This is a genomic window from Azohydromonas lata NBRC 102462, from assembly GCF_001571085.1.
GTDB lineage: Bacteria > Pseudomonadota > Gammaproteobacteria > Burkholderiales > Burkholderiaceae_C > Azohydromonas > Azohydromonas lata.
In genome coordinates, this window is sequence record NZ_BCTC01000019.1 from 69,748 (window position 1) to 83,154 (window position 13,407).

The window sequence follows — 13,407 nt, forward strand, 5'->3', positions numbered from 1 at the left end:
CAGCAAGGCCTGTGCGGCACCGGCCACGGCTCGCAGCGGCGACGACGGCAAGGAAGTGTCAGGGTGGATGCTCATGCTTGCATCGATCGAGGAGGGTGATCGTCGTCGCGGGCCTGGGGCTCGGACGGCGAAAGCAGGTCGGCCGCGGCATCGGGGTCACCGCCGTCGTCCTGCATCGTCTGGTCGGCCGCTGCATCGGCGCCGGTGGCCGCCTGCGCGATCAGGTCACGCAGGGCATCCAGTCCCTGCCCCTGCAACGCGCTGACGAATACACGCGGCGTGCGCACGCCGGGCGTGCGCTCCAATGCGTCAACGACCTGACGCGGCTGCTGCGAGGGCGGCAGCGCATCGACCTTGTTGTAGACCAACACCTGAGGAATGTCCGAAGCGCCGATTTCGGCCAGCACGCGGTCCACTTCTTCCATCTGCTCCTGCAGCACGGGGCTGGAGGCATCGACGACATGCAGCAGCAAGTCGGCGTCGGCGGCCTCCTGCAGCGTGGCTTCGAAGGCCTCGACCAGCTTGTGCGGCAGGTCGCGGATGAAGCCCACGGTGTCGGAGAGCGACACCGCACGCCCGGCCTGCTCCAGGAACAGCGAGCGCGTGGTGGTGTCCAGCGTCGCGAAGAGCTGGTTGGCCGCGTAAGCCCGCGCCTTGACCAGCGCGTTGAACAGCGTGGATTTGCCCGCGTTGGTGTAGCCCACCAGCGACACGCGGAAGGTGCCGCTGCGTGCCCGCGCGCGGCGCTGCGTGCCGCGCTGGCGCTTGACCTTGTCCAGCCGAACCTTGAGCGCCTTGATGCGCTCGCCGATCATGCGGCGGTCCAGCTCGATCTGGGCTTCACCCGGGCCGCCGCGGGTGCCAATGCCGCCGCGCTGGCGCTCCAGGTGGCTCCAGCGCCTCACCAGCCGCGTGGAGAGGTATTGCAGCCGGGCAAGCTCCACCTGCAGCTTGCCCTCGTGGCTTTGTGCGCGCTGGCCAAAGATTTCCAGGATCAGCGCCGTGCGGTCGGCCACCGGCACGCCGATGTGGCGTTCCAGGTTGCGTTGCTGTGCGGGGCTGAGCGCCTGGTCGAAGATCACGCCCTGGGCTTGGTGCATGTCCACCAGCAGCTTGATCTCGTCGGCCTTGCCCGAGCCTACAAAAAGTGCGGCGTCGGGAGCCTTGCGGCGGGCAATCACGCGCGCAACGACCTCGTCACCGGCCGATTCGGCCAGCAGGGCAAGTTCGTCGAGCGTGGGATCGAATGAGGAGGCGGGGCCGAGATCGACCCCGACCAGAACCGCCCGCGCCGGCTGCAAGGCAGCTTGCGCGGCGGCGGTGTTGTCGGAACTCAAGGTGTTAGTAATGGTGAACGCAGCTTTGAAGGGCCGCCGTCGGAATGACGACGGGTCAGGAAGCTTCGTTCTGTTCCTGGGCGTGGAAGTTCACTGCACGCCCTGGCACGACGGTAGAAATCGCGTGCTTGTAGACCATCTGCGTCACGGTGTTACGCAGCAGCACCACATATTGGTCGAAGGACTCGATGTGGCCCTGCAGCTTGATGCCGTTGACGAGGTAGATCGACACCGGCACGTGCTCTTTACGCAGCAGGTTCAGGAACGGGTCTTGTAGGAGTTGCCCTTTGTTGCTCACGTGTTCTCCGTGATGAAAGTCCAGAAAGTTTGCACGTTAACACAGGGGAGCGTGGCCCTGCCCGGCACGGTTGATGCAGAGAAGCGCCTGCTCACTCCTTGTCGACAAACGGGTTGTGCGAAGACTTCATCTCCACGCGCAGCGGCGTGCCCACCAGCTTGAAATGCTCGCGTATGCGGCCTTCCAGATAGCGCTTGTAGCTGTCGGTGACGTGCTCCAGCGAGTTGCCGTGCACCACCACCACCGGCGGATTCATGCCGCCCTGGTGCGCGTAACGCAGCTTGGGCCGGAAGTGCCCGGCGCGCTTGGGCGCCTGGTGCTCGACCGCTTCGAGCAGCAGCCGCGTGAGCACGGGCGTGGGCATCTTGCGCGTGGCCGAGGCATGGGCATCGGCAACGGCCTTCCACAGCGGGCCCAGGCCCTGCCGCTTGAGCGCGGAGATGTGCAGGATGGGCGCGAACTTCAGGAAGGCCAGCCGCTGCGAGATGGAGCGCTCCACCATCTCGCGCTGGTAGGCGTCCACGGCGTCCCACTTGTTGATGGCGATAACCACCGCGCGGCCGGAGTCCAGCACGTAGCCGGCGATGTGCGCGTCCTGCTCGCTCACGCCCTGCATGGCGTCCACCAGCAGCAACACCACGTTGGCGTCGGCAATGGCCTGCAGCGTCTTGACGACCGAGAACTTCTCTATCGCCTCGAACACCTTGCCCTTGCGGCGCAGGCCAGCCGTATCGATCAGCTCGAACTTCTGGCCCAGGCGCTCGAAGGGCACGCTGATGGCGTCGCGCGTCGTGCCCGGCATGTCGAAGGCGACCAGCCGCTCCTCGCCCAGCCAGGTGTTGATCAGCGTGCTCTTGCCCACGTTGGGCCGCCCGGCCACGGCCAGGCGGATGGGCCGGTTGGCCACGTCCTCCTCGCTGAGCTCTTCGTCCTCGTCGCCGAAGTCGAAGCTCTCCAGCACCGCGTCCAGCAGGCTGCGGATGCCCTGCCCGTGCGCCGACGAAATGGGATGCGGCTCGCCCATGCCCAGTTCGTGGAATTCGGCCAGCAGCGGCGACTCCGACATGCCCTCGGCCTTGTTCACCGCCAGGAACACGCGCTTGTTGCACTGGCGCAGGTAGCGGGCGATGTCGTGGTCCTGCCCGGACACGCCGTTGCGCAGGTCCACCACGAAGACCACGGCGTCGGCCTCGGCCACCGCCTGCTTGGTTTGCTTGGCCATCTCGGCCACCACGCCGGAGGGCTTCTCCGGCTCGAAGCCGCCGGTGTCGATGACGATGAACTCGCGCGAACCCAGCCGCGCGTCGCCATAGTGGCGGTCGCGCGTGAGCCCGGCGAAGTCCGCCACGATCGCGTCGCGGCTCTTGGTAATGCGATTGAACAGCGTCGACTTGCCGACGTTGGGTCGGCCCACCAGGGCCACCACGGGTTTCATCAACGTTTCCTCATTCAGGTCGGAAGGCGTAGACGCCTCCCTTACGCGTAAGCACAACCACTGCGTCGCCGACGCGAAGCGGCGATCCCACCACAGCCGAACCATCGGTGGACAGGCGCTGCAGCGTCTGCCCCGAGTCGCGCGACAGGAAGTGCACGTAGCCCTGCGCGTCGCCGAACACGACGGCCCGCTCCAGCACCAGCGCGCCACTCAGGTCGCGGTTCAACAACTTGTCGCTGGTCCAGGCCAGCTCGCCGCTCTTGGCGTTCCAGGCGCTGATGCGGTCGCTGGCGTCAGCGCCGAACACCTGCCGCGCGTCGCCGCCCACGGCCGAGACGCCGCCGACGCTCTTGGCCCACAGCAGCGCGGCGCGCTGCGCGTCCACGCAGCCCACGGCCGACTGGAAGGCGCGCGCGCACACCACGTCGCCCGCGCGCTGCACGGGCCCAACCAGGTCCGCCAGGCGCTCGACCTCGTTGGTGCCGCGCGGCACGGCAATGGCCACTTCCCAGCGCAGCGTACCCTTGAGCGGATCCACGCCCGCCAGGCGCGGGCCCTGGCCCACGAGCAGCGTGTCCTTGAAGGGCGACAGCACGCCGGGCTGCAGCAGCGTCAGCGGCTCGCCGGGGCGCTGCAGCTTCCACAACTGCTGCCCGTCGATGGCGTCAAAGGCCTGCACGCCACGGTCCACGCCCAAAACGAACACCCGCTCGCCCGCCACCAGCGGCGCCGTGACGACGCGCGTGTTCAGGCGCTGGCGCCACAGCAGCTTGCCGCCTTCGAAGGTCAGCAGCTCGTTGTCGCGGGTCACGACGCTGGCGAAGCGCCCGTCGCTGCCCACGCCGGCCGACAGCGGCGTGCCGGCATTCAGGCGCCAGAGCTCGCGCCCGTTGTCGGCCTGCAGCGCCAGCACCTGGCCCGCGTTGCCCGCCAGCACCAGCGTGTTGCCGCGCACGGCCGGCGTGAGCGCGAAGTCGAGCGAGCCGACGCTGGTGTTCCACAGCGGCTTGGCCGCCAGTTGCGCGTTGAAGCTTTCCAGCGGCGCGGGCTTGGGCCGGCTGCTCGACGCGCAGCCCGCGGCCAGCACCGCCGCGGCCAGCGCGGCGCCCATCAGCAGGCGGCGGCTCATTGCGCCACCCCGCTGGCGGCGGAAGCCGAGGCGGCCGGCGCGGGCGCGGCGCCCAGCGCCGTGAGCTTGGCGTCCACCACCTGGCGGTACTCCACCGCGGCGTCCAGCCCGGCCCAAGCCGTCTGGTAGGCCGCCTTGGCCTCGGCCGGCTTGCCCTGCAGTTGCAGCACGTCGCCGCGGCGGTCGGCTGCCAGCGGCTTGAACTCGTCGCCCTTGACGCCGTCCAGCGCCTTGATCGCCTCGTCGTACTGCTTCTGGTCCATCAGCACCGCCGCCAGGCGCAGCCGGGCGATGTCGCGGTAGGCGTCGCCGTCGGCCTTGTCCGCGGCCCAGGTGAGCGTGGCGCGGGCCGCGTCGGCCTGGCCCTTCTCGGCCTGCACCTTGGCTGCCAGCAGCGCGCCCTGGGCGGCGTAGGTCGTGCCGCCGTGGCGCTCGCGCAGGTCATTGAAAGCCTGCGCGACCTTGTCGGCCTCGCCGGCCTGCGCCGCGCGCTCGACCTCGCCGTACAGCGCGCCGGCCTTGAAGCCCTGCTCGCGCTGCCACCAGTTCCAGCCGTTCCAGGCCGCATATGCGCCCAGCACCGCGATCAGGATCCAGGTGATGAGGTTGCCGTACTGCTTCCAGAACGCCTTGAGCTGGTCGATCTGTTCCTGTTCCTGCAGGTCGAGTGAGGTGGCCATGAAGCTTGGGGCTGTCAAAACGCGGGATTATCGTGCAGCAGGTGCGGCCCCCAGGCCGCCACGTCCGCCAGCGCCAGGCTGCGCTGGGGCAGCTGCGAGCCGTCAGGCAGCGCGCGCAGCGCCTTGAGCGCCACCTCGCCGCGGGAGACTTCCTCGTCGCCGAAGATCAGCGCCCACTGCGCGCCGGACGCATCCGCGCGCTTGAACTGCGACTTCATGCTGCCCTGCCCCGGGTGCATCAGGGCCGCCACACCGGCGGCGCGCAGCGCCTCCAGCGCCACGAAAGCCTTGGGCAGCGCCGCGGCCGACGGAATGACCGCATACACGCGCGGCGGCGGCGGCGGCGGCAGCACGCCCACCTCTTCCAGCAGCAGCAGCAGCCGCTCCATGCCCAGCGCCCAACCCACGGCCGGTGCCGGCTTGCCGCCGAGTTGCGCGATCAGCGGGTCGTAGCGCCCGCCGCCGCACACCGTGCCCTGCGAGCCCAGCCGCGTGGTCACCCACTCGAAGACGGTCAGGTTGTAGTAGTCCATGCCGCGCACCAGGCGCGGGTTGACGCGGTAGGCCAGGCCCGCGGCGTCCAGGATGGCGCACACCCCGTCGAAGTGCGCGCGCGACTCGGCACCCAGGTAGTCGATGAGCTTGGGAGCCGCCTCCACCACCGGCTGCATCGCCGGGTTCTTGGTGTCGAGAATGCGCAGCGGGTTGCTGTGCAGGCGGCGCTTGGCATCTTCATCCAGCAGCTCGGCATGGGCCTCGAAGTGCGCGATCAGCGCCGCGCGGTGCGCGTTGCGCTCCTCCGGCTGGCCCAGGCTGTTGAGCTCCAGCGTGACGTCGCGCCCTTCCTCCAGGCCCAGCTCGCGCCACAGCGCGCGGCACATGAGGATGAGCTCCGCGTCCACGTCCGGCCCGGCGTAGCCCAGCGCCTCGGCGCCGGCCTGGTGGAACTGGCGGTAGCGCCCCTTTTGCGGCCGCTCGTGGCGGAACATGGGGCCGATGTAGAAGAGGCGCTTGCCGCCGTCGTGCAGCAGCGCGTGCTCATTGACGGCGCGCACCATGCCGGCGGTGTTCTCCGGGCGCAGCGTCAGCCGGTCGCCGTTCATCGAGTCCTCGAAGGAGTACATCTCCTTCTCCACGATGTCGGTGACCTCGCCCAACCCGCGCACGAACAGCGCCGTGGGCTCGACGATGGGCGTGCGCGCGTTGAGGTAGCCGTAGCGGCGCATGAGCGAACGCAGCTTGTCCTCCAGCCACTCCCAGTGCGCGGAAGTGGGCGGCAGGATGTCGTTCATGCCCTTGACCGCGCGCAGCGGCTCGACTTTGTTCTTCGGTTGTTCAGCCATGTCGGATCGTGCCGCTGCGTTGACAGCGGCTGAGGTGGCGCCGCGGCCCACACGGGCTGCGGCGCAGGAGTTCAAGCAGCCTCAGGCAGCGGCGGTCGCGGCCACCGCGCCGAAGCGCTTCTCGATGTAGTCCTGGACGATTTTCTGGAAGTCCGCGGCGATGCCCTCGCCGCGCAGCGTCAGCGCCTTCTCGCCGTCGATGAACACCGGCGCCGCCGGCGCCTCGCCGGTGCCGGGCAGGCTGATGCCGATGTCGGCGTGCTTGCTCTCGCCGGGGCCGTTGACGATGCATCCCATCACCGCCACCTTGAGGTTTTCCACGCCGGGGTACTGGGCCTTCCACACGGGCATCTGCGCGCGCAGGAAGTCGTCGATCTGCTTGGCCAGCTCCTGGAACGTGGTGCTGGTGGTGCGTCCGCAACCCGGACAGGCCGTGACGCTGGGGTTGAAGGCGCGCAGGCCCAGTGCCTGCAGGATCTCCAGCGCCACCACCACTTCCTGCGTGCGCGGCTCGCCGGGCTGCGGCGTGAGGCTCACGCGTATGGTGTCGCCAATGCCTTCCTGCAGCAGCAGCGACAGCGCCGCGGCCGAGGCCACCGTGCCCTTGGTGCCCATGCCGGCCTCGGTCAGGCCCAGGTGCAGCGGGTGGCTGCAGCGCGCGGCCAGGGCCCGATACACGCTCACCAGGTCCTGAACGCCGGAGACCTTGCAGCTCAGGATGACCTGCGCCGGGTCCATGCCCACCTCCACGGCAAAGGCCGCCGAGGACAGCGCCGACTGCACCAGCGCCTGGTACATCACCTGCTTGCCATCCCACGGTTTGCTGCGCTGCGCGTTCTCGTCCATGAGCGCGGCCAGCAGCTCCTGGTCCAGGCTGCCCCAGTTGACGCCGATGCGCACCGGGCGGTCGTGCCTGAGGGCCGCTTCGATCATTTGGGCGAACTGGCGGTCGCGCTTGTCGCCCTTGCCCACGTTGCCCGGGTTGATGCGGTACTTGGACAGGGCCGCGGCCATGTCCGGGAACTCGCTCAGGAGGCGGTGGCCGTTGTAGTGGAAGTCGCCCACCAGCGGCACGCTGATGCCCATGCGGTCCAACTGCTCGCGGATGTGCGGCACGGCCTGCGCCGCTTCCGGCGTGTTCACCGTGATGCGCACCAGCTCCGAGCCGGCCAAGGCCAGCTCCTTGACCTGTATGGCCGTGCCGATCACGTCCACCGTGTCGGTGTTGGTCATGGACTGCACGCGCACCGGCGCGTCGCCGCCCAGCGTCAGCACCTGGCCGCCCCACGCCACGCGCGCCTGCAGCGAGCGGCGGGCGGCGGGTTGGGCCACGTTGATGGGTTCAAAAGGCGTTTGCATGGCTGGGAGACTCACTTGAGTTCGAGACGCGCCACGTTGTCACGCGTCTGTGACCGCGTATCCAGCACCTGCCCGCGGAAGCTCACCGAGGTGGCCGAGGCATTGCCAATGGTGGCGCGCAGCGGCAGCGTGCCGTCGAGGTTGACCGTCTCGCCCGCGTGCAGCGCGCGCGACAGCAGCAGTTGATTGGTGCCGTCGCGCACCTCCACCCAGCTTTCGCCCGTGGCGCGCAGCACCAGCAAACCGGCCGACTCGGCGGCCGCCGCCGGTGCGGTGCCTGACGCCGCAGCGTCGGCCGCGGCCGGCGCCGTGGGCGAGGCGAACACCGTCTCCACCACGGCCGAGGCCGTCCCGGACGCCGCGGGCGCCGCCGCCGACGTCGCCACCTCGGCGCTGCCGCCGCTGCCTGAGTCGAAACTGCCCAACTTGAGCCAGCTCGCCGGCAGCAGGACGATGGCCGCCGCTCCCACCAGCAGCAGCGCCACGACCCACAGCACCGGCCGCTTGAGCGGCCCCAGGTCGCGCGCCTCGCGGCGGCCCGGCCGGTCGCGGAAAGGCGTGTTCAAGCCCGTGGCCACCTGCTCCAGCCGCGAGCCGTCCAGGCTGGCGGGCAGGCCGGCGAGCACCGGCGCGGCGTCGATCTTGAGCGTGCGGCACAGCGTCTTGGCCAGCGCGCGCGTGAACGCCATATCGGGCAACTGCTCGTAGTGGTCGGCTTCCAGCGCGGCGAGCTTGTCGGCCCGCACCTTGATCGCGGCGGCCAGGGCATCCAGCTCCAGCCCTTGCTGCTGGCGCGCGTTGCGCAGCATGGTTCCGGGGGAGTCACCGCGCGGGGTCGTTGCGCTCGGCTCAGTCATCAAAACGTCCTTGGTCCAGGGCAAGCGTCTGCGGCGCTTGCGGAAAGCGTTGGCGCAACTCGCGCCCAAGAGCCTCCACGGCAGCGTGGCGGCCCAGCCGGTGTTCTATGCGCGTGGCCAGCCACAGCGTGGCTGCATCGGCTTGCGCGCTGGTGATGCTCACGCGCTGCAGCTGCAGCCGCGCCCGCTCGGCTTGGCCCTGGCGCAGCAGCACCTCGGCCAGGTTCAGCGCCGCGACGGCCTGCGCCGGGTCGCGCTCCAGGGCCAGCGTCAGGCTGCGCTCGGCCGCGGCCCAGCGCTGCGCGCGCGCTTGGCACACGCCCAAGGCCAGCAGGCTGCGCGCGCCGCCCTCGTAGCCGGGCTGCGCCAGGGCGCGCTCTAGCCAGGCCTGGGCCTCGTCCCAGCGCTGCTGCTGGCAGAGGAACCAGCCGAAGTTGTGCATGGCGCCGGCGTCGCGCGCGTCCAGCTGCAGCGCGCGCTCGAAGCTGGCCTGCGCCTCGCCCGCGCGCCCCAGGCTGGCCAGCGCCAGGCCGCGCAGGTCGTGGGCCGGGGCGGATTGGGCGTCAGCCGCCAGCGCCTTGTCCACCTCTTCCAGCGCCGTGCGCGCCTGGCCGTTTTCCAGGTAGGCCGAGGCCAGCTCCAGCCGAGCCTGGGCGCGGCGCTGGGCCGCTTCCGTCTGCTGCCCCTGCGGCGCCGTCGCGGCGCAGCCGGCCAGCAGCACGGCGCCGGCCAGCAGGCCGGTGAGCAGCAGGCGCGGAAAGGCGGCGGACATGGCGGCGGGCACTGCGTCGTCGAAAGGCGACCGCGCGGCCTCAGGAGCGCGCGGTCGGGGCGGCGGCGTGGATGCGGATGGGCGCGCGCGTCATGCGCTCGGCCGCGCGCGTGCGGTCCTGCACCTCGCCGGCGAGCTGGCCGCAGGCGGCGTCGATGTCGTCACCGCGCGTCTTGCGCACCGTGGTGACGATGCCGGCATCGGCCAGCACGCGCGCAAACGCCATCACCCGCTCGCGCGGCGAGCGCTTGAGCCCCGAAGCCGGGAAGGGGTTGAAGGGAATAAGGTTGAACTTGCAGCTGATGCCGCGCGAGCCCTCGCTGCGCGGGCTGCGGCGCGCCAGCTCTATGAGCTGGCGGGCGTGCTCGTCGGTGTCGTTGACGCCGTCGAGCATGCAGTATTCGAAGGTGACGAAGTCCCGCGGCGCGGCGCTGAGGTACTGGTGGCAGGCGTCCAGCAGCTCGGCGATCGGGTACTTGCGGTTGAGCGGCACCAGCTCGTCGCGCAACGGGTCGTTGGGCGCGTGCAGCGACACGGCCAGCGCCACCGGACAATCCTCGCGCAGCCGCTCGATCATGGGCACGACGCCGGAGGTGCTCACCGTCACGCGGCGGCGCGACAGGCCGTAGCCGTGGTCGTCCAGCATGGTGCGCAGCGCGGGCACCAGCGCCGCGTAGTTCTGCAGCGGCTCGCCCATGCCCATCATCACGACGTTGTCGATGGCGCGCTCCGTGGGCGCCAGCTTCAGGCGTTCGCGCAGATGGTGCTCGGCATACCAGAGCTGGGCCAGGATCTCGCCCGTGCTCAGGTTGCGGCTGAAGCCTTGATGGCCGGTGGAGCAGAAGCGGCAGCCCACGGCGCAGCCGGCCTGGGAAGAGACGCACAGCGTGCCGCGGTCCTCCTCGGGGATGAACACGGTTTCCACCGCATTGCCGCCGCCCACGTCGAACAGCCACTTCACCGTGCCGTCGCTGGAGGCCTGCTCGCTGATCACGGCCAGCGGCCGGACTTCGGCGCGGGTGGCGAGCTTGGCGCGCAGCGACTTGGCGAGGTCGCTCATCTGCTCAAAGTCGGCAGCTCCCTTCTGGTGAATCCAGCGAAAGAGCTGCACGGCCCTGAAACGCTTTTCGTCCAGGCCCTCGCAGAAGGCGGTGAGGCCTTCGAGGTCGAAATCCAGCAGGTTGACGAGGCTCATGGCTGCGGGGCCTGTAGAGGCGTTAAGCGCGGGGTATCCAGCCTGGATCAGCGGCCGAAGACCTGCATGCCGGGGAAGAAGAAGGCCACTTCCACGGCAGCGGTTTCGGGAGCGTCGGAGCCGTGCACGGCGTTGGCGTCGATGCTGTCGGCGAAGTCGGCGCGGATGGTGCCCTTCTCGGCCTTCTTGGGGTCGGTGGCGCCCATGAGCTCACGGTTCTTGGCGATGGCGCCTTCGCCTTCGAGCACCTGGATCATCACGGGGCCGGAGACCATGAAGTCCACCAGGTCCTTGAAGAACGGGCGCGCGGCGTGCACGGCGTAGAACTGCTCGGCCTCGCGGCGCGACAGGTGAGCCATCTTGGAGGCGACGATCTTCAGGCCGGCGCCTTCGAAGCGGGCGTAGATCTGGCCGATCACGTTCTTCGCCACGGCGTCGGGCTTGATGATGGACAGGGTGCGTTCGATGGCCATTTGAATTTCTCCTTGAAGTGAAGCGGGCAAAGCCCGTAATTGTACCGGCGCGCCCTTGGGCGCCCGTGACACAGGGATGTCGGCGCCGGCACACGCCAGGCCGGTGCCAAAGGCACCGGGCCGGCGCGCTGGGCAGCCGGGCCGATGGAAGTCAGGGACGGCGGACGGGCTCAGCGCCCGCCACGGCCGCCGCGGCCGCCACCGCCACGGCCCTTGCCGCGCAAGAAGGCATCGGCGCCGATGTAGCCCACCGAGGTCTGCATCGGGTCGGGCTGGCGCTCGCCGCCGCCGCCGCCACCGCCCTTGCCGCCCCGGTTGCCGCCCTTGCCGCCGCCGCGCGGGCCGTTGCCCGGGCCGCCGCCAAAGCCGCCACCACCGCCGGGACCGCGGTTGCGGCCGAAGCCGCCACCACCGCCACCACCGCCCGGGCCCTTCTGGACGAAGCGCTTGTCGTAGGTCTGTTGCAGCGGGTTGGGAATCGGACCGTCCTCGCTGCGCTCGCGGCGCTGGCGCTCGGCCTGCAGCGCGCGCTTGTCGTAGGTCTGCTGCAGCGGGTTGGGGATGGGACGGTTGTCGTCGTCTTCCCAGTCCGCGCTGCGGCTGCGGGCGCGCTCGCTCTGGATGGCGCGCTTGTCGTAGGTCTGCTGCAGCGGGTTGGGAATGGCGCCGCCCTCGCGTGCGCCACCTTCGCGCGGCCCGCCCTCGCGCGGGCCGCCCTCGCCGCCGCGCCCGCGCTTGCCGCGGCGGTTGCGGTCATTGCGCTCACCGCCCCGCTCGCCACCACGGTCGGCGCGCTGCTGCTCGCCCTCGCGGCGCGGACCACGCCCTTCCTGCGGCTGCTGCGGCTGGTCGCCCTCGCGGCGCGGCGCGCGGCCCTCCTGCGGCAGCGGCGCGCCATCGCGCTTGTCGCCACGGCGCTTGCCGCGGCGGTTGCGGTCGTTGTTGCGGTCGTTGTTGCGGTCGTTGTTGCGGTCCCCGCCACGCTCGCCGCCCTCGGCGCGGCGCTGCTCGCTGCCGGGGCCCTGGGCCAGGCGGCGGATGATGCGCACGTCGTCCTCGGACAGGTCCACCCAGGTGCCGCGCTTCAAGCCGCGCGGCAGCACCACGGTGCCGTAGCGGATGCGGATGAGCCGGCTCACGGCCAGGCCCACGGTGTCGAAGAGCTTGCGCACCTCGCGGTTGCGGCCCTCGGTGATGACGACGCGGTACCAGTGGTTCACGCCCTCGCCGCCGCCGTCCTCGATGGACTTGAAGCAGGCCGGCTGGCCCTCGATCTCCACGCCGTCGAGCAGCTTGGCGCGCGCTTCCGGCTCCAGCGTGCCCAGCACGCGCACGGCGTACTCGCGCTCCACGCCAAAGCGGGGGTGCATGAGCTGGTTGGCCAGCTCGCCGGAGTTGGTGAACAGCAGCAGGCCTTCGGTGTTGATGTCCAGCCGGCCCACCGACTGCCACTTGCCCTGCTGCAGCCTGGGCAGGCGGCGGAACACGGTGGGGCGCTGTTGCGGGTCGTCGTGCGTGACCACTTCGCCCACGGGCTTGTGGTAGGCGATCACGCGTGCCGGCGGCGGCGCGATGCGCACGCGGATGGGTTTGCCGTTCACCTGGATGCGGTCGCCCCAGGAGATGCGCTGCCCGGTGTGCGCCGGCTCGCCGTTGACGGTGATGCGGCCCTCGACGATGAGCTGCTCCATGTCGCGGCGCGAGCCCACGCCGGCCTGCGCCAGCACCTTGTGCAGCTTGGGCGCATCCGGCTCGGCGGCCAGCACGCGCTTTTGCGGGCCGGCGTCGGCCTCTTCCTCCTCGGCGGGCTCCACGTCGAAGGCGCCGGAGAGCACCTGCGCGAACAGCTCCTGCGTGTCCGGCACGGGCAGGGCCACGGGTGCGGCCTCGGCGGCCGGCGCCTGGGGCGCGGCGCCTTCGGCGTCGCCACCCTCGGCCGGCGCAGCGGCGGCAGCCTGCTCGGCATTGCGGCGCTCGTTGCGCTTGCGGCGGTTGCGGCCCTCGCGGCGCGGCTCTTTCACCTGTTCGTCCGGCTCAGCCGCCACGGCGCCCTCGTCGGCCACAGCCACGGCAGGCTCGGCTGCAGCGGCTTCAGCCGCCTGCGGCGCCACGTCGGCAGCGGCACTCTCCTGCACAACCTCGGCAGACGCTTCGGCAGCAGCCTCCGCAGCCGGCTTGTCGCGGCGCGTGCGGCGGCGGCGCGGACGCGCAGCCGCCTCGCTTTCGCCCTCGCCTTCGGCAGCGGCCGGCGCGGTGGCCTCGCCACCTTCGGCCGGCGCAGCTTCGGCGGGCGCGGCAGCCGCCACCGCCGGAGCCACCACCTCCAGCGTGGCCGCCGACACCTCGGCCGCCACCACGGGCAGCTCCGCCACCGCAGCCGCGGGTTCGGCAACGTCTGCCGCCGGCTCGGCGGCCTTCTTGCGGGGCGCGCGCGTGCGGCGCGGCTTGGGCGCGTCGGCCGGCGCGGCTTCGGCCGCGGGCTCGGCGGCAGGCGCCTGCGCCTGCACGGGCGCCTCGGCGGCCACCGGC

At 71.0% G+C, this 13,407-nt stretch carries 12 protein-coding genes; all 12 read right to left on the reverse strand.

The genetic code is table 11. The annotated features are described in order from the left end of the window. Positions 1 to 71: 71 nt before the first annotated feature. Positions 72 to 1,337 (reverse strand): GTPase HflX, encoded by a 1,266-nt coding sequence (gene hflX / locus ALA01S_RS09510; RefSeq protein ID WP_084267385.1) that lies wholly within the window; start codon positions 1,335 to 1,337, stop codon positions 72 to 74. 55 nt (positions 1,338 to 1,392) lie between these two features. Next, positions 1,393 to 1,635, reverse strand: coding sequence for an RNA chaperone Hfq (gene hfq, locus ALA01S_RS09515; protein ID WP_028999187.1), 243 nt, complete (start codon positions 1,633 to 1,635; stop codon positions 1,393 to 1,395). A gap of 91 nt (positions 1,636 to 1,726) precedes the next feature. Next, the gene (gene der, locus ALA01S_RS09520) at positions 1,727 to 3,070 is read right to left on the reverse strand and encodes a ribosome biogenesis GTPase Der (protein ID WP_066335242.1); all 1,344 of its coding nucleotides are present in this window, start codon (positions 3,068 to 3,070) and stop codon (positions 1,727 to 1,729) included. 10 nt (positions 3,071 to 3,080) lie between these two features. After that, a complete protein-coding gene (gene bamB / locus ALA01S_RS09525) occupies positions 3,081 to 4,199 on the reverse strand; it encodes an outer membrane protein assembly factor BamB (protein WP_066335245.1) in 1,119 nt (372 codons plus the stop codon). Next, the gene (locus ALA01S_RS09530; RefSeq protein ID WP_066335247.1) at positions 4,196 to 4,879 is read right to left on the reverse strand and encodes a YfgM family protein; all 684 of its coding nucleotides are present in this window, start codon (positions 4,877 to 4,879) and stop codon (positions 4,196 to 4,198) included. Before ALA01S_RS09530 ends, bamB begins: the two co-directional genes overlap by 4 nt. 14 nt (positions 4,880 to 4,893) lie before the next feature. After that, on the reverse strand, positions 4,894 to 6,222 hold the full coding sequence (gene hisS / locus ALA01S_RS09535) for a histidine--tRNA ligase (protein ID WP_066335250.1): 1,329 nt from the start codon (positions 6,220 to 6,222) through the stop codon (positions 4,894 to 4,896). Positions 6,223 to 6,303: 81 nt separating this feature from the next. Continuing rightward, entirely contained in the window at positions 6,304 to 7,581 is a 1,278-nt protein-coding gene (ispG, locus tag ALA01S_RS09540) for a flavodoxin-dependent (E)-4-hydroxy-3-methylbut-2-enyl-diphosphate synthase (protein WP_066335252.1), read from the reverse strand. 11 nt (positions 7,582 to 7,592) lie between these two features. Further along, complete coding sequence (locus ALA01S_RS09545) at positions 7,593 to 8,390, reverse strand: helix-turn-helix domain-containing protein (protein WP_066335255.1); 798 nt, start codon at positions 8,388 to 8,390, stop codon at positions 7,593 to 7,595. 40 nt (positions 8,391 to 8,430) lie between these two features. After that, positions 8,431 to 9,210 carry a type IV pilus biogenesis/stability protein PilW gene (pilW, locus tag ALA01S_RS09550; protein ID WP_084267389.1) on the reverse strand — a complete coding sequence of 260 codons (780 nt, stop codon included), beginning with the start codon at positions 9,208 to 9,210 and terminating at the stop codon, positions 8,431 to 8,433. A gap of 40 nt (positions 9,211 to 9,250) precedes the next feature. After that, positions 9,251 to 10,405: a dual-specificity RNA methyltransferase RlmN gene (gene rlmN, locus ALA01S_RS09555; protein WP_066335260.1), complete on the reverse strand. Its 1,155-nt coding sequence runs from the start codon at positions 10,403 to 10,405 to the stop codon at positions 9,251 to 9,253. Positions 10,406 to 10,452: 47 nt separating this feature from the next. Beyond that, positions 10,453 to 10,878, reverse strand: coding sequence for a nucleoside-diphosphate kinase (gene ndk, locus ALA01S_RS09560; protein ID WP_066335263.1), 426 nt, complete (start codon positions 10,876 to 10,878; stop codon positions 10,453 to 10,455). A 170-nt stretch (positions 10,879 to 11,048) separates the two neighbouring features. Next, positions 11,049 to 13,407, reverse strand: a 2,359-nt coding sequence (locus ALA01S_RS09565) for a pseudouridine synthase (protein ID WP_307189673.1), incomplete at its 5' end; no start/stop codon positions are given.

Bases quoted from the DNA above. Each gene is read 5' to 3' on its own strand.
- der (WP_066335242.1), bottom strand. From the start codon at position 3,070: ATGAAACCCGTGGTGGCCCTGGTGGGCCGACCCAACGTCGGCAAGTCG.
- bamB (WP_066335245.1), bottom strand. From the start codon at position 4,199: ATGAGCCGCCGCCTGCTGATGGGCGCCGCGCTGGCCGCGGCGGTGCTG.
- ALA01S_RS09530 (WP_066335247.1), bottom strand. From the start codon at position 4,879: ATGGCCACCTCACTCGACCTGCAGGAACAGGAACAGATCGACCAGCTC.
- hisS (WP_066335250.1), bottom strand. From the start codon at position 6,222: ATGGCTGAACAACCGAAGAACAAAGTCGAGCCGCTGCGCGCGGTCAAG.
- ispG (WP_066335252.1), bottom strand. From the start codon at position 7,581: ATGCAAACGCCTTTTGAACCCATCAACGTGGCCCAACCCGCCGCCCGC.
- ALA01S_RS09545 (WP_066335255.1), bottom strand. From the start codon at position 8,390: ATGCTGCGCAACGCGCGCCAGCAGCAAGGGCTGGAGCTGGATGCCCTG.
- pilW (WP_084267389.1), bottom strand. From the start codon at position 9,210: ATGTCCGCCGCCTTTCCGCGCCTGCTGCTCACCGGCCTGCTGGCCGGC.
- rlmN (WP_066335260.1), bottom strand. From the start codon at position 10,405: ATGAGCCTCGTCAACCTGCTGGATTTCGACCTCGAAGGCCTCACCGCC.
- ndk (WP_066335263.1), bottom strand. From the start codon at position 10,878: ATGGCCATCGAACGCACCCTGTCCATCATCAAGCCCGACGCCGTGGCG.